The 26,658-nt window shown below is 49.1% G+C and carries 16 protein-coding genes; 6 read left to right on the top strand and 10 right to left on the bottom strand.

What is annotated here, in order from left to right; all coding sequences use genetic code 11:
* Positions 1–4 precede the first annotated feature (4 nt).
* Entirely contained in the window at positions 5–1,480 is a 1,476-nt protein-coding gene (locus CRN95_RS03505; protein WP_088629788.1) for a polysaccharide biosynthesis C-terminal domain-containing protein, read from the bottom strand.
* Positions 1,481–1,492: 12 nt separating this feature from the next.
* Complete coding sequence (locus CRN95_RS03510) at positions 1,493–2,452, bottom strand: hypothetical protein (protein WP_088629787.1); 960 nt, start codon at positions 2,450–2,452, stop codon at positions 1,493–1,495.
* 87 nt (positions 2,453–2,539) lie between these two features.
* On the opposite strand from CRN95_RS03510, the gene CRN95_RS03515 reads away from it, so the two are divergent.
* From CRN95_RS03515 to CRN95_RS03525, 3 genes are read left to right on the top strand one after another with little or no spacing between them, the layout of a single operon-like run.
* Positions 2,540–3,052 (top strand): hypothetical protein, encoded by a 513-nt coding sequence (locus CRN95_RS03515; protein ID WP_041260035.1) that lies wholly within the window; start codon positions 2,540–2,542, stop codon positions 3,050–3,052.
* Positions 3,053–3,056: 4 nt separating this feature from the next.
* On the top strand, positions 3,057–4,949 hold the full coding sequence (locus CRN95_RS03520) for a UbiD family decarboxylase (protein ID WP_097020114.1): 1,893 nt from the start codon (positions 3,057–3,059) through the stop codon (positions 4,947–4,949).
* A 1-nt stretch (position 4,950) separates the two neighbouring features.
* Positions 4,951–6,579, top strand: a complete 1,629-nt coding sequence (locus tag CRN95_RS03525) for a hypothetical protein (protein WP_097020115.1) — start codon at positions 4,951–4,953, stop codon at positions 6,577–6,579.
* 118 nt (positions 6,580–6,697) lie between these two features.
* Here the strand turns inward: CRN95_RS03525 and CRN95_RS03530 are convergent, their stop codons facing one another.
* The 4 genes from CRN95_RS03530 to CRN95_RS03545 are packed head-to-tail and all read right to left on the bottom strand — an operon-like array spanning position 6,698 to position 12,255.
* On the bottom strand, positions 6,698–8,320 hold the full coding sequence (locus CRN95_RS03530) for a glycoside hydrolase family 57 protein (protein ID WP_097020116.1): 1,623 nt from the start codon (positions 8,318–8,320) through the stop codon (positions 6,698–6,700).
* A complete protein-coding gene (locus CRN95_RS03535; RefSeq protein WP_097020295.1) occupies positions 8,320–9,513 on the bottom strand; it encodes a DUF4912 domain-containing protein in 1,194 nt (397 codons plus the stop codon). Before CRN95_RS03535 ends, CRN95_RS03530 begins: the two co-directional genes overlap by 1 nt.
* A gap of 22 nt (positions 9,514–9,535) precedes the next feature.
* Positions 9,536–10,780, bottom strand: a complete 1,245-nt coding sequence (locus CRN95_RS03540) for a hypothetical protein (RefSeq protein WP_097020117.1) — start codon at positions 10,778–10,780, stop codon at positions 9,536–9,538.
* A complete protein-coding gene (locus CRN95_RS03545) occupies positions 10,780–12,255 on the bottom strand; it encodes a hypothetical protein (RefSeq protein ID WP_097020118.1) in 1,476 nt (491 codons plus the stop codon). The genes CRN95_RS03540 and CRN95_RS03545 overlap by 1 nt, the downstream gene beginning before the upstream one ends.
* A gap of 303 nt (positions 12,256–12,558) precedes the next feature.
* Between CRN95_RS03545 and thrC the strand changes: the two genes are divergently transcribed.
* Positions 12,559–13,899 (top strand): threonine synthase, encoded by a 1,341-nt coding sequence (thrC, locus tag CRN95_RS03550; RefSeq protein ID WP_073423410.1) that lies wholly within the window; start codon positions 12,559–12,561, stop codon positions 13,897–13,899.
* 557 nt (positions 13,900–14,456) lie between these two features.
* On the opposite strand, the gene CRN95_RS03555 is transcribed toward thrC, so the two are convergent.
* On the bottom strand, positions 14,457–15,755 hold the full coding sequence (locus tag CRN95_RS03555; RefSeq protein ID WP_088629780.1) for a hypothetical protein: 1,299 nt from the start codon (positions 15,753–15,755) through the stop codon (positions 14,457–14,459).
* A 101-nt stretch (positions 15,756–15,856) separates the two neighbouring features.
* Between CRN95_RS03555 and mutL the strand changes: the two genes are divergently transcribed.
* Positions 15,857–17,776, top strand: coding sequence for a DNA mismatch repair endonuclease MutL (gene mutL / locus CRN95_RS03560; protein ID WP_097020119.1), 1,920 nt, complete (start codon positions 15,857–15,859; stop codon positions 17,774–17,776).
* Here mutL and CRN95_RS03565 read toward each other — a convergent pair.
* The 3 genes from CRN95_RS03565 to CRN95_RS03575 all read right to left on the bottom strand — a co-directional run bounded on the left by CRN95_RS03565 (position 17,738) and on the right by CRN95_RS03575 (position 25,301).
* Positions 17,738–18,904: a lipid-A-disaccharide synthase gene (locus tag CRN95_RS03565; RefSeq protein ID WP_088629778.1), complete on the bottom strand. Its 1,167-nt coding sequence runs from the start codon at positions 18,902–18,904 to the stop codon at positions 17,738–17,740. The two genes, mutL and CRN95_RS03565, sit on opposite strands and share 39 nt — an antisense overlap.
* Positions 18,891–22,748, bottom strand: a complete 3,858-nt coding sequence (locus CRN95_RS03570) for a DNA polymerase III subunit alpha (protein ID WP_088629777.1) — start codon at positions 22,746–22,748, stop codon at positions 18,891–18,893. Before CRN95_RS03570 ends, CRN95_RS03565 begins: the two co-directional genes overlap by 14 nt.
* A gap of 99 nt (positions 22,749–22,847) precedes the next feature.
* A complete protein-coding gene (locus tag CRN95_RS03575) occupies positions 22,848–25,301 on the bottom strand; it encodes a LamG-like jellyroll fold domain-containing protein (protein ID WP_097020120.1) in 2,454 nt (817 codons plus the stop codon).
* A 235-nt stretch (positions 25,302–25,536) separates the two neighbouring features.
* Between CRN95_RS03575 and CRN95_RS03580 the strand changes: the two genes are divergently transcribed.
* A complete protein-coding gene (locus CRN95_RS03580; RefSeq protein ID WP_088629775.1) occupies positions 25,537–26,643 on the top strand; it encodes a glycosyltransferase family 4 protein in 1,107 nt (368 codons plus the stop codon).
* Positions 26,644–26,658: the final 15 nt, after the last annotated feature.

Raw genomic sequence — 26,658 nt, forward strand, 5'->3', positions numbered from 1 at the left:
CTCACTACTTCGACTTTTTGCCGTACTTCTGTCCGGCGAGGCCCTGCTTCCAGAACGTGAGAAGAATAAGCCCTGCAATAATGACAGCGGCAATAATCTTTGTCACCATAGGCGGATCATAGACAAAATTCAAGATGTAATCGCAAGTAATTAGCGATACAATCCAGATGCCCTGAATCCACAAATCCTTTCGATACGGCCAATAGCCCATCTTTTTCAAGTAAAGGTTCATCCAGATGCACTGCATAATCTGGTATGCCACCGTAGAGATTGCAGCACCGGCAATTCCAAAAATCGGGATGCAGATTCTGTTCAGCAAGAGCGACAACGCCAAAGAAACAATATTCATCATCAGCATGAACTTGCTTTTCCCAAGTCCATTGATAACAGAACCGGACAAGCCCCAGAAACCATCGAGCAAGTTACCGATAATGAGGATGCCAAGAACCGCCGCCGGATTTTCCTTAGACACAAACGATTTGCCAGCAATCATCATCGTCTGCTCCGGGAACAGCACTATAAAAAATCCAATGCCAAGCTGGATCAACGTCGTCATCGAAACGCAATACGAAAATACCGGCTTCAAGTCCGTATCGAGCCTGTCGGTAGACATCCCTGCAACCACGGGCTGCAAAATCGGTCCATAGCTCTGACGGATTGTCTTTAGTCCATTCGAAATCGTCACCATCACCGCATAGACGCCAGCCGCTTCAGGGCCAATCAGCGCAAGAACCATCCACAAGTCCACGCGAATCAAGAACGCCGCCACCACTTCAGAAAATCCGAGCGGCAAGGAGAAATTCAAAAGTTCCGCAGGAATTTTTTTGCGAATAAACCACTGGATTGTCGGGAACTGCTTATTCATGAGAACCAGATAGGTCGACATGCCAAGCATATTCGAGATAAAGAAGCCAATCGGGAGCGCATACTTGTCTGTAACGCCCGTGTAATGCAAAAGCAAGGCAATCACCGGAGCAAGCGCCGTAATAGCAAAGTCATTGATAAAAATCTTGTACTGCGGATGGCGATTCCCTTCAGATGCCCCTGCAAAAAGGGAAATCATGGTGTAAGGAATGATGGACATCGCAAAAAGCGAAATCTCAAGCGACGAAAGCATCGCAAGCCCAGACGAAACCCGCTGCAAGTTGAAAAACGACCCGATCCAGATAACAAGCGAAAAGCCAAGAGCAATCGAAACGGTCACCCACAGAGATTCGGCAATTCCTTCGTAAGGCGCACGGTTGTGAACTTTATTTTGCGGCAGATGGCGATGCAAGCCCTTGTCAAGTCCAAGAACAGCAATGCGGCAAAGCGTCAAAATAAACAACTGGGTCGAAACATAAATACCGAAAATTTCCTTGCCAAATACGCGCGCCACCACAATCGTAAGCACCGGCCCCACCACTTTGAGGCAAGTTCCAATAAGGTTAAACGCCGTACTTTTCAGCAAAAACTTCTGGTCATTCTGAATAGAATCCATCGATAAACCACTCTAGAAGATATGAACCAATTTAAGCAACTTGCAAATCAACGGGAATTGCCTATAGATGAAAAACAGCGGGAATCGGATTTCCGGATTCAGCACCGATGGCGCCCCAAAGAAAGCCGTCTTTGCATTGTAGATAATCTGCAACGATTCTTCAGAAACCTTCTGTTCCGCCTTGATTTTTTCGAAGAAGTCCTTTTTCATAAGCGGGTGTGGTTCCTTTTTGCCGTCAATACCCGAACCAAAGAAATGGATGATCTTTGCATTACAGAGCATCGGGTAAATAATCTTGACGCGATATAGATGGTTGTAAGCCTCGCGCACCTGGCAGTTCCATTCACCAGGGAGTTCCTTCATCGGGAATCCAAGCAGACGGTTCGTCTCGTTAAACGAAATCTGGTCGGTAAAAATGCCCTTGGTGTTGCAATACTGGTAAAGTTCATGCCACTTGTCAAAGAACCTCTTGGCATTATCGTTATCGCGGGCAAAAATAATCCCGCCGTTAAAGAACAGGTCGCCCAAGTTGAGCGTAAAGCCAAGAATATTTTTATTCTTGTTGTTTTTCTTGTGCTTGACGTGGTACTTGTCGTTTTCACGGGCATGCAAGTCGGCAATAGCTCCGACATCGCAATTATCATCGACCTTCAAATCAAGCTTATCGGCAATAGCCGTATCGCCGTCAATATAAAGGAAATCCCCTTCAAGCAGGTTGCGCATGTTCGTCTTGAGAAGCCTCGAACGCGCAAGTCCCGAAATTTTATCGTCAAAGGAGACAACTTTATATTCGTTGACCAGGGTCTTGATTTCGGCCCTAAAGCCCATCAAATTAGCATCAGTCTTATCATCGACAAGGAGTGTTACGAACGCATCAGGATTGTAATGGCGAAGCGACAAGATAGAGACAAGCGTTTGTTCATAATAGATATCACTCTCTTTGCTCACCAGAATATACAGGAACTTCACCATAGAACACTCCTTCACATATCAAAAAATCAACTGAAATTTAGAAATTTGCACCCAATTTTGATTTCTTTTTTCTAAATTATCGGACATATGGTTCAATTCAGTCAAACTTCTTGGCAATACGGCACACTTTCGGAGACGCTCGATATCTTGCGCTATGCGCCGATGTCTCTCCCCATCGGAACGAACGCCGTACTTTACTACACATTGCCCAAGACTATTGAATCTGGCGAGTTTATCCGCTACACCATTATGGCGGGTTTCAGAAAATTAAGTTGGACTGGCATCATTGGAGCGGTCACGCCGGGCAAGACGAGCAACGTTGTTGAAATCGCCGTGCGCCTTGGCGAAGGTCCTTTCCGTGGCTTTACGGCAACACACACGTTTGATTCCGTTAAAGGCATGACGACCTGCTTTGATAACCTCACCTTCCAGGGATGCAAGGATTTTGCAGAAGACACATTCGCAATTGTCATGAACAGCGCTAGCTTGGTTTACGCCATGAAGGCTAGAGAAATGGCTCGCGAACAAATCGCTATTGTAGAAGCAAAGAAGAAGACGCAGGCTTTCGAAGCGTTGGATCAGTCCGCAACCGCCGGATAACATCATGTACAAGTCCCTCGAACAGGCCCTGCTGGATTTGGAAAAAGCGGGAATGCTCAAACGTATTCACGCCGAAGTCGATCCGCATTTAGAAATGGCCGAAATCGCGAGGGAAAATTTTAGGCAGGGTGGCCCAGCGCTCCTTTTTGAACATGTCAAGGGGAGCAAGTTCCGCGCCGCCTGTAACATTTTCGGAAGCGACGAAAGATTCAATTTTCTGTTCCGTGAAGGCTTTGAGCAGACAAAAACAGCTGTAAACTTCAAGGCAAATCCGGTCGAATTTTTCAAGCATGCCACGCCTGCGAAACTGCTGCGCGCCATGCGCGCCGGGATAAGCTCCCTGCCCAAACGCTCCGGTAGCATCAAGGACTTCGAAGAATGCAGCCTCAGCGACTTGCCTCAGCTGGTCAGCTGGCCGCTAGACGGCGGAGCGTTCATCACGCTCCCGCAAGTCGCCACACGCCCGAGTGAAAATACAAGCATCATGCAGACGAACGTAGGCATGTACCGCATCCAGATTTCGGGAAATGAATACATTCCGAACGAAGAATGCGGATTGCATTACCAGATCAAGCGAGACATCGCAAGGCACCACCAAAAAGCTCTCGAAGAAGGTCGCCCGCTCAAGGTGAGCATTTTCATTGGCGGGCCTCCATCGCACACATTTGCCGCCGTGATGCCCATGCCCGAGAACCTCTCGGAACTCTTGTTCGCAGGCATGCTCGGCAACCATCGTTTCCGTTACTTTGAACATGACGGTTACCTTGTCTCTAGCGATGCCGACTTTTGTATTTTAGGAGAACTCGAACCCGGTTTAAAGCCCGAAGGCCCATTTGGGGACCACATCGGTTATTATTCCGGCAAACACGATTTTCCTTGTATGAGAGTCCAAAAAGTGCTTTGCAAAAAGAATGCGATTTTCCCGTTCACGGTCGTCGGCCGCCCGCCCCAAGAAGATACGCTTTTTGGCAAGTTCATTCACGAAATCACAAAGCCGATGGTCCCCGCTTCGCTCCCGGGCGTTTACGGGATTCACGCGGTCGATGATGCTGGCGTACACCCGCTTTGCCTAGCGCTCGGATCAGAAGCGTTCCGGCCGTACGCGAGCATCGAAGAACGCGAGCCGATGGAACTTTTAAAGACGGCAAATGCGCTGCTCGGATTCAACCAGGCAAGTTTAACAAAGTATTTGCTCATTGCAGCAAAAGAAGACGCCGCGGGCATTTCTACTGACGCGAACGCCATCGCAAATGAAACAGCCGCAGGCCTCGATGTAAACAACGTTCCCGCGTTCTTCGGACACGTTCTCGAACGTGTCCATTTCGACCGCGATTTGCATTTCCAGACCGCGACGACCATCGACACGCTCGACTACACCGGCACAAGCCTCAACCACGGTTCCAAAGTCGTGATTGCCGCTGCCGGCACAAAGATTCGCGAACTCCGCAACGATCCGAATGATTTAAAAGCGCTTGCACTCCCGCATGGATTCAAGAACGCAACCATCGTGATGCCCGGCGTGCTCATGATCGAAGGCCCGGCGCATCTCGAGAACGGCAACGAAACATTCCGCGAGTTCAAAGAAGCCCTCGCCCACTGGGAATTCCGCGAAAACTACCCCTGGATTTCCATCATCGACGAAGGCGCCCGAAATGCCGGCAACGGCGCAAACGCAAACAACATCTTGAGCGATTTCCTCTGGCTCACGTTTACGCGTTCTGACCCCGCCCAAGATATTTACGGTCTCGATGAAGTTGTCGAGAACAAGCACTGGAAATGCAAGGCGCCCTTGCTTATCGATGCACGCGTCAAGCCGCAGCATCAAAAGCCGCTGACGATTCCAACCGAGATTACCGAAAAGGCAAAAAGAATTCTCAAAGACGCAGGAGTTTTATAAAATGCGCCTCTTGACTTTTGTTATCATCGCTTCAATTTGTTTTGCGCACGCCTACAATGGCACATGCGGGACATGGAACATCCTTAAGAACCGCACCAAGCACAAACAAAAGGTTTATTCCCTGTCGAACTACAACAGTGAAAGATGCAGCTACGAGCAATACTACGACTCGGTCTATACCATCAAAACACCTCATATTCAAGTATTCTACGTGTTGTCTGGTCCTCATACAACAACTAAAGCTTTTGCCGAAACTACAGCCGAAAGCATGGAAGCCGCATGGGAATTTTATGTAGGCAAGCTACAAATGCGCGCCCCCAAAGGACCAAGCACAACGCACCATTTTCAACAAGAAGTTAAAGACGGTCTATACCCCATTGAAATCATTGATATCGAACAAGTTCGAGATCCCTATGGCGAGTATTCGTGTGCATCTTGCTATGGTTTAACCATTCAACAAGAAGAGAATACAGCAACTCAAATTTTCATGGAAAATGACTTCTATTACGGATCGTCACATGGAACCAATAGTGAAAAAATAATTGCCGACGGCGACACTTGCTACTACGCCAAAAGCACCATTCCTCTCCTTAACAAAACCCATAACTACTCCTATACCGATGAATGGGCTAAAGGAATCCGTCTAACATCATTCCATGAATTCTATCACGCCGTACAGTTACAATACCTCAATACAGTTTCTTCAAATAACATATTCTGGTTCGAAGCATCCGCTACAGGCTACGAAGAAGTAACCAATCCAGAAGTTGACGATTATTTCTCATACCTGCCATCATTCTTCAACGACATGGGCGTTCCCCTGTCCCAGATAAACCAAATCAACAATCACAAGATATATGGCGTTTCTACATTTTTCCTTTATCTTTACAACAAAGTTTCTAAGAATATCGACAAGTCCATTTGGGAAAATTTCTCCAGAAATCCAGACAAGCCTTTTGAAACACAACTAGAATCTTCACTGCAAAAAATCAAGTTAAATGCAGACAGCATATTCCACGATTATTCTGTTGATCTTTCTTTTTCTGGAGAACGCAGCCAGTTTATCCCCAAAAAAGACTGGATAACAAGCGATCAAGAGCTTTGGCCCAGTGCAAACGTACTTAGCGAAGATTCCATCACGCCAGAAATTGAAAGCCTTGCATTTAAATTTTACCGTTCACCCAACAATTACACAGAGCCCAACTTTACAGATTATCTCGGCAAAGCATCCATTATCTCATTTAGCAAAGGCGAAGCGACCGTTCACACCATTAAAAGCACCAAGTCACTCGACAGCCTTGTTTCAATCTTGTCGACAAGCGATTCTACGATTTGGGTTTTCAGCCGTTTCGGTGTTTCCGAAAACATTCCCATTACAAGCAAAGACGCATCGCCACACGCATTCCCTGTTCCGTGGAAACAAGGGCCACTCTGTTTTGCACCCCTCCCTCGTGACAAGAAGTTCTTTGAAATACGCAATAGACGTGGTGATTTAATCACTCAACAAAAATACGACGGAACATCATTCTGCATGCAAGAAGACCAAGTCAAATCGATGATGGCTCCGGGTATTTACCGCTTCCGCGTTGGGAATAAAGGCAAAACCACCAGCTTTATGGTGATTTACTAGTAGGAAGTAGACAGTAGACGGTAGGAAGGAGGAAGAAGTCATCCTCAGCCAGTCATCCTGAGGAGCAAAGCGACGAAGGACCCAGTTATTTCTTGTTTTTAAGCAAACGTTAGAATTATTATAGGCATTCACCTATGAACGGGAACAAGTTATTCTTTTGTTCTAGCTTTTTGAGCAATTTCGTGTCGGGATTAGCCTTCACCGCTTCTTTATAAAGCGCACAGACATTTTCATAATGTCCGTTCAAACGGGCGCGAGCATAATCTGCAGCCGAATTGTTATGAATCATGAACGCCCAGTCCGAAGCCTGGAACAGCACGAGTTCGCGCGCCATCTGTGCCAAGAAGCGCTTCGCCATCGCAGCCTTTGAACCGCGCGCATTCCCAACAGCACTTCCTGAAGCCTTCCCTGCAACTTTAGAAATGCGCAACTTCAAATCGTCCATCATCTTACGCATTCTAAAGAACATCGGGTACAGGAAAGCGACTTCATCGTTCATCCAGACTTCACCAAAGCCGCCCTCGCCCCAAGATGAGAAAATCGGTTTGTGAACGTCTTTATCCGCAGGCTCGCGAATCGAATCTTCAAGAGAAGCCATTTCGACCACGTTCGAGCTTGCCGCGCGTTCAAACATTTTCTCGATGAACAGCGGACCTTCGAACCACCAATGTCCAAAAAGTTCGGCATCGTACGGGCAAAGAATCGAGACCTTATTGCCATCCATGTTCGGAAGCAAGCTCGACACAGTCGCTTCGCGATTGGCGACAAAAAGTCGCGCGTGGTCTTCAACAAGACGTAGCGCATTCCACGGGCGATAAATCTTCTTGTCTTCGCTTCCCGTGATGCGGTAATACTTGAGGCCCGTTTCGATATGTGCGCCCGCCGCCAAGAAGTAATCGCCTAGATACTCGCTCTCGCGTTCGTGAGCAATGTCCTTAAAGAACTCACGATATTCCGGATGCCCCGGGTAACCCGTTTTGCGGCTCCAGACTTCCATGGAACTGCTCTGTTCACGGCCCATGCAATAAAGCCCAGCCGGAGTCTTGACCGGCGAGAACACGCCATACTTTGGCGCAGGCTTTGCCAAGAGCACGCCATGCGTTTCCAGGAAGAAATACTTGAATCCATATTCTGCAAGAATCGCATCCAAGCCTTCAAAATAGCCACATTCCGGAAGCCACAATCCACGAGGCTTTTTGCCAAAAGCATCTTCGAAAGCGCGGACTGTAATCTTCAGCTGCAAGCGGATCGCTTCGACATCGTTCTGGTACGCAGGCAAAAACGGGTGCGTCCCCACGCACGTGAGCAAGTTGATTTTTCCAATCTGCTCCAAGCGCTTTAACGCAGGTACAATTTCACAACCGCAATCGCGCTCCCAGGTATTGATGAGCGCAAGCTGCCTGCGGTAATAAAAATCCACCACTTCCATAAGCTCGGAATTGCCCTGGAAACGGACTTTTTCGCGTTCAATCAGTTCAAGCTGTTTGTGCAAATGCGCCGAAAAACGGGTAAGCAAAAGCTTATCCGTTAGCATCGCTAAAAGCGCCGAAGAAACGCTAAAATTGAGAGTGCCTGGCACACCCTTTTCTTCCAGACGGTTGAGCATCTGGATGATGGGCAAATACGTCTCCGCCATAGCCTCAAAAAACCAGTTCTCTTCCAAGAACCGGTCAAAAGAGGGTTCACGCACAAAAGGCAAATGTGCGTGAAGCAAAAGATGTACACGACCAGGCTTCGCCATTATTCCGTGCGCTTCACCACGATCGGGACGATTGTCGTCGGGAAATCGCCATCCTTATCGGTCGCAAAGACAGGGATAATCTTCGTCACGTCCGGGAGGTCTTCTTCAAAGCTGAAGGTGCCATCCGGGTTGAGCGGGAACGGTTCGCCACGCACCTGCAAGTGCGCATCCGGACGCGTGCCACCGTAGACGATCAAGCGGGTCTTCACCCACAAGAAGAAGTCCTTGCCGTAGTTCACGGAATCCTTCGGGAGTTCAAGCTTGTTGCTCTTGAGAGCGGCACTAGAAAGTGCGCCAGAGAACATGGAGCCCGAAGAGCTCGAAAGCGATTCAAGCCAGTTCTTTGCAGACATCGAAGAAAGTCCCGAGCTGCCAAAGCCACCGAGAGTTGCCCCGCCGAGGGAAGCGCGGACAAATACGTTGTCCGTATTCACTTCGGAACCTTCGAGCGTGAACGTCTGCATCGGACCAGCTTCGACGAGCGGTTCAAACTTGCCAGCGGCAACAACGCCAAGAGCAGCAGCGCAGTTCTGCGTTGCCTTGTTTTCCACGTACCAGCTACGGGCGTCTGCCGGAACTTCGATATCGTGGAACTTGAGCTTCTTGTTGCGCTTCACGGTCAAGTCGTTCGAGATGTCGAACAGGCGGAGCACGAGCTTGCCCTTGCCCTTCTTGGCGGCCTTGATGCGTTCTTCAGAAACTTCCCAGAAGGCTTGCATCCAGTTCGGATCCTTTTGCATGAGCACGAGGTATTCGGCATCAAAGGATTGCGACAGAGCTTCCGGAGCAGCAGATTTTGCAACCTTAGCCTTCGGAGTTTCTACAACTTCAACTTCGACCTTCTTGGCCTTCGTTGCAGCCTTCACGACCTTCTTAGCAGCGGCAACAGACATTTCCGTCTTCGCAGAAACCTTAGCGGTCTTTGTTGCAGTCTTTGCAGCCGGTTTTTCGGCCTTTTCAGCCTTAGCCTTCACAGTCTTCTTTGCCGGAGCAGCCTTAGCAGCAACCTTTTCAATCGTTGCGCTAGGCTTCTTGGCGACAACCTTCTTTTCGGCAGGAGCTTTCTTTGTAGCTGCCTGCGTCTTTTCTGCTGTAGCCTTCTTGGCTACAGTCTTCTTTTCAGAAACTTTTGTCGAAGCCGTCTTCTTAGCGGCGGTCTTCTTTACTTTCTCTTCATTCTTCTTAGTAGCCATTTCGATCTCCTTCTGTTGAATCTTATTGACCACGGGTTTTACCCCAACTTCCGACACCGAGCAAACCGAGACGTATACCAATATAGGATTCACTCCAGTTGCGGTCATCGTCCGTCAGGCGAACGCCCCCCTGAATGGCCAAATCCAGCATAGTTCCCTTTCTACCAAGCGGGAAACCAGCACCGATGGATCCACCAATTTCAGAAACATCTTGAACATACCAGTTCTTGAACCAAGCACCGGCTCTATAAGTAATGCGTTTCCAGTACGAATCATAGAAAATATCACTACCATCGCGCTGGTAACCGACAGAAATATTAAAATCGTTCTGCGTCTTGGTCACCTTGGACAAATCCCAGCTACCTGCTGCATTTTCGATGTCCTTATCCCAGGCTCGCCATGCAATATCGGCCATCACATTGTGGCGCTTGTTAAAGCGGTAATTGACACCCGTTGCAAGCATTGCAGGCACCTTGATTTCGCGAGTGTGCTTAGTCGGAGCAAGCGTGTCCAGTTCGCTAAACTGCGTATTGTACACAAGCTCATTCGACAGCGTATAGGGAGTCGTAAACGAGAAGAAATACGAAGCCATACGACCGCGGTATTGAGCCGCAATAGAATAATATGCCGGGTGGTTCTTGATTTCCCAGTCGCCCTTCACATAATCCGAAACATCAGAGCTCGTTGTAGCCCAGGAGTCTTCCGAACTAATAGCGCTGTTATCCGGACCAAGCGTAAGGTTACGAGTAAAGCTGCCCATTACAAAATGAGCAGAGGCGCCCAAAGAAATCGCACGGAAGAACGGAAGCCTAATCGCATAAGTCGGCACCAGTTCGTAGATACTGCTCTGGTACTCAATTTCAGCCTTCACCTGTTCTTCTTCGTTTTCGACGTCTTCACGCATCGTTGCAGAATAATGCTGCCACAGAGAAACACCGAACGTTCCAAAGTCACCCATCGGGAATGACAAATTCATCGAAGGAATCGAAACGTTGGTCTTTGTGAAATGCGAATTAGAGCGATCTGCAGTAGAAATATCAAGCAAGAAGTTGATATTCAAAGAGACCTTCGTATCAAAAGCCTGACGAGCCGGATTCACCAAAGAAATACCTTCGGCATCGCCCGTCTTTGCATTACCCGCAAAACCGCGACCAGCCATGGCAGCAGAACCGCCAGCAATCTGTTCCTGGCCCAAAGCTTCAAGACCGATCATCGATGCAAAGGAAAAACTCGAAGCACAAAGCAAAGCACTAATTAACTTTTTCATTATTCCTCCCCACGCTTGGAAGCAAGCCACAACTTAAGCGTAGCAGGCTTATCCTTGATAGAGGTAAAATCATAACGAGCATAGTCAAAATACGGGAACGTCACGTAAATAGACCCGCCTTTAGAAATCTTGACCGTTTCGCCATTAGAAAGTTTAAGCGTATCGCCATCGGTGCTGGATCGATCATAAAAAAGCGTATCCTTATCCAGCAAGATCGAATGATCAAGGCGCATCATCATTTTAAACGTACGACCGTCATGAGCGCGATTCAAGAAATCGCGCATGCCGCTTGTCACCTGCAACGAGATGGAGTCACGACCATCAAACACCGTGTTCGGGTGGCCACTTTTTGCAATGCGATCTTTATCCAACTTGTAGCTTTCTACACGACGGACAGAGACATCGGCGCTATCCTCAAACGAAGCCGAAGCCACAATAATCGGATAGTTCAATTCCTGAGAGCCCTTAGAATCATCCTTGTAGAACGTCACCTGAGCCATGATTACCGCCTGGCGGACATCTTCATCGCTGTAGGGGAATTCATCGCCATAAAATTCAGACAAGGCCTTCATGATAGGCTTAGACGGGAACTCCACGACTAGAGAATCGTAGATGCCGCTATGCAGAATAAGGCAGTCCGAGCAATCTTCGCGGTTCGAGGAAATTGAGGACGCGTGAACCGACTTATACTCTACGTAATCCCCATTTTCGTTATTAAGTTCCATACGGAAACGCGGATAGACCAAATCGTTTCCCGGACCGTAGAATCGGTAGATGTGTTCTGCATTCGGAGCAGAAAGGCGCAACTGCAAACGACGGTTGCCAGAATTCTTGCGGAGATCTTCCACAAGAGCCTTCGGCATTTCAATCTTCAGAATGGAGTCCACCAGAACAGTCTGCGTCTTCCCTTTTACGACCGTATCCTTCTTGCCGATGGAAACAGAATATGTCGTTTCGGCCGACTTCTGCGGGCGCCAGGTTTCAAGATCATGGAACCAGGCAGAATCCGTAATCGAAGTGATTTTATTGAGATTGCTGGAACTGAGCTTTTCAGAAATTATCCAGCTTACATCAAACTTCACATCTTCTTCAATCGGTAAAATGTCAGACGGCAGGTAGTCCGACATATAGTACGAATCCACAAGCTGGAGCTTCAAATAGGACTTCGGCAACTTTGCAGAACTCAATCTGGCCAAGAATACGCTATCCAGCCCAAAATCCAAAACGACATCGTGCGACAAGCCTGAAGTTGCCCCAAGAATACCACGAGACCGGGCGTTCTTCGGAAGAGTGTCCATAAAAACATCGGCCGAAATAGGGTTCAAGTCATTGATTGATACCGTCTGAACCTTATAACTGCCGGGCATTCCCTGGTCAGAAAGCCAGCTAGACAGGCCATCGTCATCCGTATCAAACAGGCACGACGACAGAAAAAGCGCCAAAAACGGCAACAGAATAAATTTTTTCTTGTTCACTCAGGACTCCGAGTTTTTTTACTTGTAACAAAATCGCCCATAATATAGCAAATTAGATGGTGGCGGATGTAGAAAGCAACCAGACGTAGGCTGAGCTTAGCGATGTCATTCTGAACGGCGACTGAGCTTAGCACCGTCATTCTGAACGGCGACTGAGCTTAGTACCGTCATTCTGAACAGCGACTGAGCTTAGCACCGTCATTCTGAACGGCGTTAGCCGTGAAGAATCTAGTTAAGTCTTGATGCAACGAGTCACTAAATTTTAAATTGCTATATTTGCCTCGTAAAATTCAAGAGGAAATTATGTCTCAGTTTAACGCTCATTTTAGAAACATCAACGGCGACGATACCTACCCGCTGACCGACGTCATTTACCGCAGCAAGGTGGACGGTAGCCTGCTCGAAGTCGAACACGACCGCGCAGCACTCGCCAGCCGCAGCCCGGAAGAATGGAAGAAGCTCTTTGCCGAACGCCGCATGAGCTTTAAGCCCGAAGACATGAGCGGTATCTGGAGCAAGCGCGAAATGGTGCTCCCGGATATTCCGGTCGAAGACATCGTCACCATGCGCGAAGGCTGGAGCCCGCTCTTTGACGCAGCCCCGCTCGCCAAGGAACTCGGCATCGGAAGCCTCAAGGTGAAGCTCTGCGGCAACTCCCACACGGGTTCTTTCAAGGACCTCGGCATGACGGTTCTCGTGAGCCAGGTGAATCACATCATCAAGAAGGGCATCCACCCGATTGACGCCGTCGCTTGCGCTTCTACCGGAGATACCTCTGCAGCCCTCAGCGCTTACTGCGCCAAGGCAGGCATTCCCTCCATCGTGTTCCTCCCGGCCGGCAAGACCAGCACTGCACAGCTCATCCAGCCAATCTCTAACGGCAGCATCGTGCTCGCTCTCGACACCGACTTTGACGGTTGCATGAAGATCGTTCAGGAAGTCACGAAGGACAACCGCATTTACCTCGCCAACTCCATGAACAGCCTCCGCGTCGAAGGCCAGAAGACAATTTCTCCGGAAATCTGCCAGGAACTCGGCTGGACGGTGCCTGACACCGTGATTATCCCGGGCGGCAACCTCGGTAACGTGAGCGCTCTCGCCAAGGGCTTCGAAGACTGCAAGGCTATGGGCCTCATCGACCGCATCCCGCGCATCATCGTCGCTCAGGCCGAAAACGCCAATCCGTTCTACCAGGCATACGAACGTGGCTTCGACAAGCTCGTTCCGGTTCAGGCCAAGAAGACTCTCGCATCTGCCATCCAGATCGGCAACCCGGTTAGCTATCCGAAGGCCGTTCGCGCTATCCAGAAGACCAACGGCATGGTTGTAAGTGTCTCTGAAGAAGAACTCGCCAACGCAGCCCACCGCGGCGACCGCATCGGTCTCTACTGCTGCCCGCACACGGGTGTCGCTCTCGGCGCTCTCGAAAAGCTCGTCGCCGCAGGCAAGATTGCAAAGGACGAAAACGTCGTCGTCATCAGCACGGCTCACGGCCTCAAGTTCACGGAATTCAAGGTCGGCTATCACGAACAGAAGCTCGAAAACATCGCAAGCAAGTACGCAAACCCGGTGTTCAAGGCCCCTGCCGAAATCGGTGCCGTCATGGACATCCTCACGAAGGAAATGGCTGCAAGACGCCGCTAATGTGCAAACATTAGCCAATGGCCTTAAGCCGTTGCTAATACAAATCTGCAAAGATTCAAAAAGACGATGTATTTACATCGTCTTTTTTATTTCATAAAATTCACAACAGCTTTAATCCATAAATAGCGAGAAAGATATCAAACCAATAATTTAAAGGTCTTACGTTGTGAGAATAGAGCGTCGGCCACAACCTTAAAAGGCGAGTGCCGCGACCATACTTGTATGGTCATGGCTGAGCCGTAAGGTTGGCGCTTGCGCCAGGATGAAAGTGCATAAAAAAAAGAGAAAGGGCTCTAAAAGAGCCCTTTCCTAAGAAGGAGAAAATATTGAGCGGTTTCCAGAACCTTGAACCTATCAGGAGGGGAGCAATGATAAAGTCGTTTCAGGATTTACCTTTCCAACCATTCTCAACACTCTAAATATACCAAATTGATAAGGGTCCGATTCTTCCGTTTTTCTTATTTCTTCACTTAATAAAATTTACCGTTCTTACCTTTTACTACCAATCATAAATTTCGCTTTACAATCACCTGCAAAACGGCAAGAACAAAGTAATTTTACTCTTCCCTGAAGATGATTTTGCACTTCGGAACAAAGCGGAAACCACCACGGCGGTGACGTTCGATTTCGAAGTACTTCTTCACACCTTCACTCGGATGTTCCGGATCGTCAGAGCCATTGATATGGGCAATGACGCGGTTCAACCTGCTCTCGAAGTTCGGGCGAAGCGGGTCCATGCAAATAGCCGGATCGCGCTTGAATTCGCGGTTCTCGTATTCTTCACGGCCGGTCACAGTGTATTCGCGGAGCAAGTTGCGGAGGATTCGAGCCGGAACGTTACGCATGAGGTGTTTGCTGTTCACGGAGATCGAGTCATCGCTCTTGTAGTACACGATCGTGACAGAATCGTTCATGGCATCGAGGAGCTGTTCGTGAGCCTTCTGGATCGGAGCCCAAGCTTCGAATTCCTGCTTCACGACAGAGCTCATGAGCTTGAGGAACGGTTCGGAAGCGTTCACGTTAGCCTTGAAATTAAACTCGAGAATGTAAGCCGGAGCACCGTAGTAGCAATCCTTTTCGATGAGGAGCGCGCCGGTCTTCGGGTCGCGGATGTTGGTCAGAGAACGGACGCAGCCAATGCTCTTTTCGACATCGTTCTTCCATTCGAGGTTGTGTTCCTTGATGCAGTCTTCAAACGTGGCATGACGGCCAACGAGTTCACCCTTGATATAGATGCCGCCGTCTTCCTTCATTTCGGCAGGGACTCTATTTTCAAGAGCTTCAATAAACGAGGTCTGCGTGGCGAGGTAGCTAATGTGTTCGTATGCAGGCGTGTTCAAGAGAAGCGGTCCGATGTTGATCATGCTACGGATCCAGCGCATCGGGTTCGCGGCGAGCACCCCCGGAGTCTCGAACTGGAACGTGAAGTCCACCCTGCGGTTGCCATCAATAACGTCGTTACGGAGGATGCTTGCCTTCGTAAGGAACGGGTAACGTTTCGGAATGATTTCCAAGCAGAGTTCGCGAGCATCTTCAGCAGAGTAGAACGAAGAGACGAACGGCAAGTAGGAGCGGAGAACGCTACGAGCAGGAACTGCTTCAAAAGCAGCGCAACGCTTCACGATGCGTTCGATGAATTCATCAGGATTTTCACCGCGTTCGTACAACCACGCGACGATGTTGTCCATTATGAAACGGTAAGCGCTTTCATCTACGTATGAATCTTCGAAGTACAAATCATTTAGGAGTTTCACGTTGAATCGCGAATCTCGTTTGACCAAGGTCAAAATGTCCTTGACCGGGTAAGACATCAGTAATTCAATGTGTGCTAGCTGAAGGAATAGATTTGAAACCATTTCACTCACCTCACTTGTTCATAAAAATTCATTAGCTATATTTATAATATAGCAATCAAATATTAAAAAGTATATACAAAGAGCTACATATAAAAGCGAAAATGGCTGAAATTCACCTTTTATCCGATGAAATCATCAATAAAATTGCTGCTGGCGAGGTCATTGAGCGCCCTGCATCGGCTGTCAAGGAACTTATAGAGAACGCAATCGACGCCGGAGCAACCCGAATTCAAGTCCAGATTGAACAAGGTGGAAAGAAAAAAATCCAAGTCACAGACAACGGTAAGGGCATGGGAGCCGCCGATTTGGATCTATGCTACCTCCGTCATACTACATCCAAACTAACAAAAGCAGACGACTTATTCCACCTCCATACAAATGGTTTCCGCGGTGAAGCAGTCGCCTCCATCGCAGCCGTTTCGAAGCTGACCATCACTAGCGCCACGCAAGAAGGCGAAAGCGGTCGCATCGTTGTGAAGGGTGGCGAAGTTATCGAAAAAGAAGATATCCAGGCAAGCCGTGGCACCACATTCCTCGTCGAAGACCTGTTCTACAACACGCCCGTGCGCCGCACGTTCCTCGGCAGTGAAACGTCCGAGTGCTCCCGCATTTTAGACATCGTATTAAAGACCGCCATTTCGCACCCGGAAATCCGTTTTGACTATAAAGTTGGCGATAGGACGGTCTTCACTGGCGTTCCCGGAGAACTCCGCAGCCGCATCGCCGAAGCCATCGGCTCCAAGGTCGCCAAGGGGCTGCTCCCCGTTGATTACACCGAAGCAGGCGTCCATGTGACAGGCTATATCTCGCCCACGACCGAAACGAACGGCAAACGCAACCACCAGTTCCTTTTCATGAGGAACCGTCCCATCGAAAACAAGATGGTGAGCAAGGCCGTTTCGCAAGCATACGAGCCGTATGGAGCGCAGTGCAAGCCCGTAACGGTACTGTTCTTGGACATGCCGGACATGGAATTCGACATCAACGTGCACCCGGCCAAGCGTGAAGTCCGTTTCGCGAACGGGAACTTGGTGTTCCTTGTCGTCACGCACGCCATCCGCGATACGTTTACTAAGGATTTGGAAGCGCACTCCCCCATCATCGACTTGAGCGATGAATTTATGGGAAGCCCGGCACCTGCAGCAGCTCCGGCCGTAAAGTCCGAGATGCCGGGAACTTTCGAGATGCCGGCACAGCCGCAAAACGACTTGCCATGGGAAAATCCGTTCCAGCAGGCAAAGCCATACGCGGCGCAAACCCAGCAGCCAAGTTTTGCAAGCAAGCCATTCGCTCAACCGGCAAAACCGGCAACAGCGCTTTCGGACAAAAAGTCTAAATACGACGTAAGCGACGATGTTCAGGATCTCTTTTCGCTCCCTGAATACGGCAAGATTATTTCGTTGGAACCCGACCACAGTAAGCCTGCTCCGCCTCCCGAGACGCCGTGGGCGCCGCCCTCGTTCTTCCAGATTGCAAACACGTATATCGCCGGCGAAGATTCCAATGGTCTATTGATTATCGACCAGCACGCTGCCCACACGCGAGTGCTCTTTGAACAGGCCATGGAATCGCTCCAGAACAACATCATGCAAGATAGCCAGGAACTCCTGTTCCCGGAACTCATCGACCTTTCCAAGCAAGAGAAAGAAATATTCCGAAACGTCGATGAGCAATTGCGCAAGCTCGGATTCTTTGTCGAGCCGTTTGGCGGGGATACCTACCAGATCCGCTCGATTCCAAGCGCACTCCCGCTTTCGCGTGCCGCCAAAGCGGTTCACGACTTCTTGAACGATGTCGACGAAAACGACACCAAGAATGACATGGTCAAGTTCCAGGAAGCGATTGCGAAATCCTGGGCAAAGACAAATGCTTACCAGGCAGGCGACAAGCTCAAGCCCGAAGAAATCACGGCACTCGTCGGCCAGTTGATGATTACGCAGGATCCGCTCAAGTCCCCGTTCGGGAGCCCGACGCTCATGCGCTTAACGCTTGAGGAACTGAGCAAGAAATTCAGACACTAGTTCGCTAGAAGTCTTACCGACATCCAGAGCCTTGCGGAGACGCAAGGCTATTTCGTCTGCAGATCCAATATCTTGCTGGAAAAGTGCATCGACAATAGCATCGGCCATGCGGTCGTTCAGCTTATGGCGAATGATAAATTCCGGAGTCACGCCGCAGCCAAAAATCGCATTCGGAAGCGACAGAAATTCGGACTTGACCATCAACTTGCCCATTGCATACGTGAGGAAATCCGGCATCGTACAAGCCGCAAACGGAATCCCGACACAGGCCATTTCAAGCGTACTCGTTCCAAACGACGTGAGCGCAGCCGAATATGCCGAATAGAAATTCAAGCGTTCGCTAATAACCTTTGGCGCGACAACAACCTTCAGCCAGCTCGGCAAATGCCCATCATAAAGCTTTTCGAGCGCGACCAAAAGAGGCACTTCCAAATGTTCACGCGAAGCAACGACAATCACATCCGGGAGCGGTCCCGAATTGCGTTCTGCCCACGTGTTGCGATACCTTTCGGCGACCTTTACAAAAGACGGCAAATTGCGTAAGGCGCTATCACGGCGGCTTCCCGGCAAAAGCAACATATCAGACCGCGGTTCAACCTGGTCATAAACCCAGCCTGCAATCGGATGCTTGATACGAACCGTTTCGACCCCCATCTGCTGGTAGGCCTTCGCTTCGATATCAAAGAACACCGCCAAACGGATATTGTTAGCTTGCTTAAAGAGGCTTGCCCGCTTGGATTTCCACGCCCAGACCTGCGGAGGCGCCACATAAAGCATGGGCTTGCCCCACTTTTTCGCAAGGCGTGCAAGCTTCATATTAAACCCAGGATAGTCAATTGCCACAATGCCAAGGCATTTCCTAGATTCTGCGGCATCGCTCAAGACTTCAAAAACGTTCTTTAACGAGAAATACTTCGGCACCACATCGCCCACACCCGAAACCGGGAGTTCGTTGTAGTCCCACAAGGGCTGGAGCCCTTTCTCCTGCATCAACGGACCGCCAAGGCCAATAACCTTAAAGCCCTGCTGCACGGCAGTCGATACCATCTCGGCGCCAATCATGTCGCCGGAATCCTCTCCTGCACAGAAGAGGATATAAGGAGAATTTTCTTCGTTAACGTTTTGCACGATTCGATACCCAAACCTTCAGAGCGCCTAAATCTGTTTTAAGCCACTGCAACAATTCCTGAGTATATACAACTTTATATTTTTTTAGAACAACGACATGTTCAAATCCGGAATCTGCCTCCAAATGGAACACCATTTGGCACCCATGGCAATATTCATCGGCCAAATTGGCCTTCATTTCGACTTCAAGCTTGTCCAAGAACTCGTCTGTAAGCATGCCAACGGTGAAATTCGCATGAATGTAATCCACCATATCGCAACGCACGCGGTCGAGCTGAATCACTTCTTCGACAATAATCTGGTAGCCATCGCGGTCGCGCTGCTGTTCCAAGACGCCCTTCACAAGCACGCGGTCATCAACAGAAACCGTATCGCGCAAACGTTCCCAGACATCCTTCTTGAAGAACATTTCGATTTCACCCTGGAAATCCTGAATAGCGCCAGAGCCAATCGTATCGCCACGCTTTGTTTCGATAGAGCGCATGCGGATAACGACGCCGCCCACAACGACCGTATCGCCCACATAGCGGGTGATTTCGTCTTCCGAGAGCGAGCAGCTCGTAAAGCCCTGTAATTCCGGGCGGAATTCATCAAGCGGATGCCCAGAGAGGAACAAGCCAAGCACGCTGCGTTCCTTGTTGAGCATTTCCATCGCCGTCCATTCTTCAGCTTCTTCCAAGACTTCAGCAGTGTTCGGCATGGCAGCAGGGCCACCCAAGTCAAACAGCGAAACCTGGCCCTTGGCCTTGTCTTCCTGGCTGCGCATAGCAACTTCCAAAGCGCGGTCCACGGTAGCCACCTGCACGGCACGACTACCCGGTAAATCGTCCAAGGCGCCCGCCATAATCAAGCATTCCAAGACCTTCTTATTGAGCGGCGGGCGTTTTTCAGGCTGGGCCGCCTGGTATTCCGTCACGCGCTTGCAGAAGTCAAAGATGTCCTTGTAGATGCCGCGACGTTCGCGTTCCGCGACCACGTCTTCGACAACAGCAATACCCACGTTGCGGATACCCGCTAGACCGTAAAGAATCTGGCCCTTCGTGTTCGCCGAGAACACTCCCAAAGACGTGTTGATGTTCGGCGACAAGACCGGGATTCCAAGGCGTTTGCATTCCAAAATGATGGTCACCGTATCTTCGGTCTTACCCATCTTGGAAGTCATGGAAGCCGCCATGTATTCCGGGCCGTAATGCGTCTTGAGGTACGCCGTCTGGTAAGCCACGTAAGCATAAGCAGCAGCATGGCTCTTGTTAAATGCGTATCCGCAGAACGGAAGCACGGCGTCCCAGACCTTCTGGATCATGGCCTTGTCGTAACCCTTATCCAAGCACTTCTGGAAGAATTCCGGTTCGAGCTTCGCCATCTTTTCCGGCATCTTCTTAGCCATGATACGGCGGATGTTGTCAGCGCCACCCAGCGAGTAGCCACCCAGAATCTGGGCGAGCTTCATCACCTGTTCCTGATACACGATAACGCCGTACGTTTCGCCAAGCACCTGTTCCAAGTCCGGATGGTAACAGTCAATCTCTTCCTTGCCGTTCTTACGGGCAATGAAGTGCGGAATCTGGTCAATCGGCCCCGGTCGGTACAGGGCGTTCATAGCGATAAGGTCAAAGATTCGGGTCGGCTTCAGTTCGCGCAGGTACTTCTGCATACCCGGAGATTCAAACTGGAACACCGTCGTCGTAAGGCCCTTGCCCAAAAGTTCGAACGTCGCCTTGTCATCAATCGGAATCTTGTTCATCACAAGCTTGATGTTGCGGTTCTGTTCGACCATCTTCACCGTATCCTGAATGATGGACAAGTTGATAAGCCCAAGGAAGTCCATCTTCAAAAGTCCGATGTCTTCGGCGTAGTGCTTATCGTACATCACCACCGGCGTATCTTCCGGAGCGGCTCGGTACAGAGGAGCAAGGTTGTAAATCGGAGTCGGCGTAATCACCACGCCGCAAGCATGCACGCCCGTCTGGCGCGGCAAATCTTCAAGTCGCTTCGCGACATCCCAAAGGTTCTGGTAGCTCGCGCGGCTGCCAATCATCGCCTGCAACGGTTCCGGGCTGTAACCATCTTCGAGGTTGTTACCCTTCTTGTCCTTACCCGTCCAGGCCTGCTTTAGGCTAAAGTTCAACGTACGCTGCGGGAAGAGTTTAGTAATGGACTTCGCTTCGGCAGGCGGAATTCCGAGCACGCGCGCGACGTCCGTAATCACCGCCTTCGACTTGAGCATACCGTAGGTAATAATCTGGCCCACGCACTCCTTGCCGTATTTGTCCGTCACGTACTGGATCACGCGGCCGCGGTCACGGTCAGCAAAGTCCGTATCGATATCCGGCATGGACACACGTTCCGGGTTCAGGAATCGTTCAAAAAGGAGGTCGAACGTCAAGGGGTCAATGTCGGTAATACCGATGATGTAAGTGACCAGGGAACCAGCAGCAGATCCACGCCCCGGGCCCACGGGAATGCCATGTTCACGAGACCAGTTAATGAAGTCCCACACAATGAGCAAGTAGCCTGCGACGTTCATGTTGCGGATACAGTTAAGCTCCTTGTACATGCGCTTGCCCACGTTCGTCTCGTGAGCCGGGAACTTAAAATCTTCGTCAGGGAATCGCCACTTTAAGCGTTCATTGCAAAGATGCGTGATGTAGATATCGGCATCGCCCCCCGGTTTGCACCAACGGTGGATGTTCTTTTCCCACGCCTTGTTGTCGTCTGCATCAAAGAATTCCGGCTGCGAGAGGCGGTCGATTTCAGCATTGTCCGCATCGGTCAACGCATCTTCGGCAATGCCTTTTTCGGCACAGTAATTTGCCTTGACCTTCTTTTTGCGGTCCTTGATAACGCCCTTGAGTTCACGTTCACGGACGACCGGATATTCCGCATCGTATTCCGCCTTCATGATGGCCTTGATGTTCTGGTATTCCTCAGAAGCGAGGAATTCATCAGGAATCTTGAATCGCGGCCAGAACTCATCACCGATACCGGTTTTCACGGTAAAGTTACAGCGCTCGGCAATTTTGACCGTATTCTCGATAGCGCCCGGGATATGCCCAAACAGCTCCACCATTTCCTTTTCGGTACGGAAATAGAACTTTTCCGTCGGGAAGCGCTTGTCTTCAAAACCGTTCAGCGTGACCTTGAGCGAGATGCAGCGCAGAATCTTGTGCGATGTAGCGTCTTCGGGCTTGATGTAATGAACATCGCCCACAGCAACGACTTCACGACCGTACTTTTTCGCAAGCTCCACGTTGAATTCGTTCACGTGCTTTTGCTGCGGAATCCCGTTATCGCAAACCGAGATGTACAGGTGGTCGTGGTCAAAAATCTCGTTCAGGCGGTCCATGTACTCGAGCGCAAGAGAATCCCTGCCCGAAGCCACATTCTGGCCGTAACGGCTAAAATAATCGCCAGCAATGGCGATAATGCCTTCCTTAAATTCGTTAATCGTCTCGAGCGGCACGGACGGAATTTCTGCCCAGCGCTCCCCGTCTTCGTAGCGGTAACTCACAATGCGGAGCAGATTGTAATAGCCCTTTTCGTTCTCGACGAGGAGCGTCAATCGTTCAAATGTAGTCGGATCTTTCTGGCTAGCACTCGGTGTGTCCACGTAAATGTGGCAGCCATAAACCGTCTTGACTGGCGGGAGCCCCTGCTCCTTGCGCTTTTTGTTCAGTTCCTTGCCACGCGTCTGGATTTCAAGAATACCAAACATGGCACCATGGTCCGTCAAAGCAACAGCAGGTGCGTTTTCTGCTGCGGCAGCCGCCAAAATATCATCAAGTCGGGCCGAAGCCTGCAAAATCGAAAATTCGGAATGAGTCTGTAAATGAACGAACGCCATGACTGCAAATATACTTATTCGTCAAAATAAAAAACGCAACGAAATTATTAATTCCGTTGCGTCTATCTCCTTCTGTTTTTAAAAGCGAACTTTTAAATCTTATTTCTCCGCATCAGCCGATTCCTGATCAACACCGTAACGCAACACAGAAGAGATTCTGAGCTGGTCAAAAGCTCCATCAGTCGTCATGCTCTTTCTCTGACCGGCACCTTCCATGCAGCAGCTGGACTTGTAACCAACCACCACGAGATTTTCGTCTACAATCGGACGAGTGGACGGTACATAGCCTGCGGAGTGCTTCACGCTTGCGACCTTTTCGCCATTCAGCCAAAGGCTTATATAGCCATCCCCCCACTGACCGGCAATCAAGTTCCAATCGTTCTTGAGCGTTACAGCAGCCTTGACAAAATGATGTACATCCGGAAGATTCTTCTGGAAAATAAGCTCGCCATCCTTCACAAAGAAATGGAGTCTGGAACCATCATTGCCAAGAAGCGTACGGGGCGTTTCCATGTCGAAATTCTCACCCGGACGGAACCAGAATTCAGCCGTACCTACCGGAATTTTTGTAGAGAGTTCAATTTCAGTCTTGATGTCTTCGCCATCCGTCAAGGAAATAGCCTTGCCGCAGACGCCATCAACCAAAGTGCCTTCTTTGTATTCCGATTCGAATTCATCAAAGTAAAGGGTCTTGTCGTCCTTGACAAGTGCATTTTCAGAGCACTTGCGATTCAAATCCTGAGCAACCGTATCTATAATCACAATTGTATCAACTGGAACAATGGTAGTATCTACAGGTGCAATTGTATCAACCGGAACAATGGTAGTATCTACAGGTGCAATTGTATCAACCGGAACAATGGTAGTATCTACAGGTGCAATTGTATCAACCGGAACAATGGTAGTATCTACAGGTGCAATTGTATCAACCGGAACAATGGTAGTATCTACAGGTGCAATTGTATCAACCGGAACAATGGTAGTATCTACAGGTGCAATTGTGTCAACCGGAACAATGGTATCAACCGGAACATCCTCGCCCAGGATTCTACCCACGCGGATATAGTCGATGGCACCCAAGAAGTACCTACTATGGTAGCTCTGTTCCACAGCATCGTAACCAATGCCCCACGGGTAAAGCAAGCCATCATAATTTCCGGCAATTTCCTTTTCCAACTTGAGAGTATCGTTCAAGAAGAGGGCTACAGACTTAGAAGTGCATTCCACTCGGATATTGAGCCACTGATTGGCTTTGATACCACCAACACTCACTTCCTGCCAATCAGCGTTCCGATTCACTTTTAACCAGTCAGCATCGCGAACAAAGAACTTCAGGCTTCCGTTTTCAATGCGGAGAATCCAGCCATCAGGACCATGTCCTGGAGGTTCAGTTACAATGATATTTCTATATCCAGAAACAGATTCCGGGTAAACACGAGCTTCGACTACAAAATCGCCAAGCTTAATATCCTTGCCTTCAGCAAGCGTAAGTCCGGACTTTCCGTTGAAATAGGCTAAACCCGAATCCGAGGAAACGCTACCTTCATCGACAATGGCATGATAGCCGTTCCCAGAAAAGTCCTGACCAACATTCTTCGGATTGTTAAATTCATAATCAACAATCCACTTCGTGTTAGGGACAAAGGGCTCGATTTCAGGAACCGTATCGGCAGCCAAAGAATCCTGCTTCACCTCAGCGGTATCGCTAATCTGGTAACGCGGAATATTAGAAATCTTCACCTGGTCATAAGAACCGGAAGTCATCAAAGATTCATACTGTCCTGGGCCTTCCATGCAGCAGCTGGACTTGTAACCGATTACAACCAGGTTTTCGAACGGAACACCACGCAAAGCAGGCACATACCCCTTATCGTGCTTGATCTTTGCAACCAATTTACCATTCAACCAAAGGCTCATGTAACCATCGCCCCACTGGCCTGCAATCAGGTTCCAGTCATCGCGCTTAAGTTGAGCCTCGCCATAAGCATAGAAGTGCTGGTCATGATGGTTTTTCTGGAAATAAAGGTTTCCATCCTTGTAGAAGAAATGGATTCTAGCGCCATCGTTACCAAGAAGCGTTCTCGCATTCTTGTCAAAGAAGTCCTCATTCGGACGGAACCAGAATTCGACCGTTCCAACACTCAAAGAATCAATCAAATTCACGCCGAGCGGAGCTACCTGACCAGCTTTCAGCTTGAGAGCTTTACCGCAAACACCTTCGACTTGTTCCCCCTCGTCAAAAAGTGATTCCAGTTCATCAAGGTAACGTGTGTTTTCATCCATTTTAAGAGCGGGAGCATCGCAACGAACACTAGAGCGTGAAGAAACACCAATAGTCGGGACTCCCCCCTCCTTTGAAAGGGAATCGAAGTAAGTTGCGATGCTACCAGTTGCATTAATTCGAGCCCAAATCTGCTTGCTATCATTTTTCAAATAGGTTCCATCAGACTCAACAGAAAGAGGTTCTGACGTATTCGATTCAGAACAGCCAGCAATCAAGGCACCCATGGCTACCAGGGAACCAGAAATCCATTTGACCATTTTGTTACTCATGATAACTCCTGCAAAAAAGAACAAGAATGTTTACATAAATGAAGATATCAAATAATTCATTTGTTGGCATTTTTTTCATACACGAAAGTTTGTATATTTTCGTTTACAAAAGCCTTTTTGATACATTATGATACAATATCCCAATTGATGATACATACGTGATACGATTGCCCTGCAAAAACATTCGTTTTGCCCCCATTGAATACCGTGTAATTTTTTTATTCTTTATCTACAAATGGAACTGATACACCTCATCTACGACCATCCACAGAATCCCTGGTTAGGCGGCGGCGCGGCACTAAGAGCGAAAGCCGTTTATTCTTTTTTCGCTAAAAAAGGGGACTCGATTCACTATGTGTCGGGAGGATTCCCCAACTGTAACCAAAACAGTGGAGAGGACCAGATCCAATACCATTACACATCCTGTAGCAAACGTTATCTGTTCAGCAGACTTTTGTTTTCACTCAAAGCAGGCTTTATCGTCCGCAAGCTTAAGAAAACAAACAAGATTGATTTGCTCGTCGAAGACATATCCATCTTCAATATCATCTTTCCGAGGTTGTTCTGGAAAGGCCCAATGGTATCGCTAGTGCATAATTACCTAGGCCGTCAAAGCTTCAAGAAATTGGGAATTTTTGGAATTATCCCCTTCTTGATGGAACGTCACTACCTCAAGCACCGAAAGAACTTCATCGTCGTGAGCGAAGCGCTAAAAAAGCACATTCTGGAGCTGAACCCGACCGCAAACGTCACCGTCATCTACAACGGCATCGATGAATCCGTCTTTTCTTACGAAACACAGCCTAAAGCCGAAAAAATCGGGTTCATCGGAAGAATCGAAATCAACCAAAAAGGACTTGATACACTGGTTCAGGCGCTTTCGATTCTCAAAAGCGAAAATTTCCCATTCAAGGCGCTATTAATCGGTGGCGGGAAGGACGAACAAACTCTCAATAAGTTGATTGCAAAGCTCGAACTTGAAGATTCTATCGAAATCACGGGAAGGCTCGACGAAAAACGATTTGCGCGACTCAGCGAATGCCGCATTGTCTGTATGCCAAGCCGCTTCGAAGGCTGGGGTATCACCGCTATCGAGGCTGCCGCCGAGGGCATCCCCGTGATAGCATCCGACATTGAAGGCCTAAGAGAAGCGGTCCAAGACAACGAAACAGGCGTTTTAATCGAAAGCAACCCGCAAAATCTCGCAAACGCCATCAAAGACCTGCTGAGTAACCCCGACAGGATTCAGGCGCTATCGCAAAATGCCAAGAAACACGCCTCCAAATTCCATTGGGAATCGATAGCGAACGAACAACGTGCCATTTACGAGAGCCTCATTTAACGAAACCGAAGATAT

Origin of the sequence: Fibrobacter sp. UWB16 (genome assembly GCF_900215325.1) — a bacterium.
Classification (GTDB): domain Bacteria; phylum Fibrobacterota; class Fibrobacteria; order Fibrobacterales; family Fibrobacteraceae; genus Fibrobacter.

Excerpts from the sequence above, each read along its gene's own strand:
- CRN95_RS03570 (WP_088629777.1), bottom strand. The coding sequence starts at position 22,748 with ATGGCGTTCGTTCATTTACAGACTCATTCCGAATTTTCGATTTTGCAG.
- CRN95_RS03575 (WP_097020120.1), bottom strand. The coding sequence starts at position 25,301 with ATGAGTAACAAAATGGTCAAATGGATTTCTGGTTCCCTGGTAGCCATG.
- CRN95_RS03530 (WP_097020116.1), bottom strand. The coding sequence starts at position 8,320 with ATGGCGAAGCCTGGTCGTGTACATCTTTTGCTTCACGCACATTTGCCT.
- CRN95_RS03580 (WP_088629775.1), top strand. The coding sequence starts at position 25,537 with ATGGAACTGATACACCTCATCTACGACCATCCACAGAATCCCTGGTTA.
- CRN95_RS03515 (WP_041260035.1), top strand. The coding sequence starts at position 2,540 with ATGGTTCAATTCAGTCAAACTTCTTGGCAATACGGCACACTTTCGGAG.
- CRN95_RS03535 (WP_097020295.1), bottom strand. The coding sequence starts at position 9,513 with ATGGCTACTAAGAAGAATGAAGAGAAAGTAAAGAAGACCGCCGCTAAG.
- CRN95_RS03555 (WP_088629780.1), bottom strand. The coding sequence starts at position 15,755 with ATGGTTTCAAATCTATTCCTTCAGCTAGCACACATTGAATTACTGATG.
- mutL (WP_097020119.1), top strand. The coding sequence starts at position 15,857 with ATGGCTGAAATTCACCTTTTATCCGATGAAATCATCAATAAAATTGCT.
- CRN95_RS03540 (WP_097020117.1), bottom strand. The coding sequence starts at position 10,780 with ATGAAAAAGTTAATTAGTGCTTTGCTTTGTGCTTCGAGTTTTTCCTTT.
- thrC (WP_073423410.1), top strand. The coding sequence starts at position 12,559 with ATGTCTCAGTTTAACGCTCATTTTAGAAACATCAACGGCGACGATACC.
- CRN95_RS03520 (WP_097020114.1), top strand. The coding sequence starts at position 3,057 with ATGTACAAGTCCCTCGAACAGGCCCTGCTGGATTTGGAAAAAGCGGGA.
- CRN95_RS03505 (WP_088629788.1), bottom strand. The coding sequence starts at position 1,480 with ATGGATTCTATTCAGAATGACCAGAAGTTTTTGCTGAAAAGTACGGCG.
- CRN95_RS03510 (WP_088629787.1), bottom strand. The coding sequence starts at position 2,452 with ATGGTGAAGTTCCTGTATATTCTGGTGAGCAAAGAGAGTGATATCTAT.
- CRN95_RS03525 (WP_097020115.1), top strand. The coding sequence starts at position 4,951 with ATGCGCCTCTTGACTTTTGTTATCATCGCTTCAATTTGTTTTGCGCAC.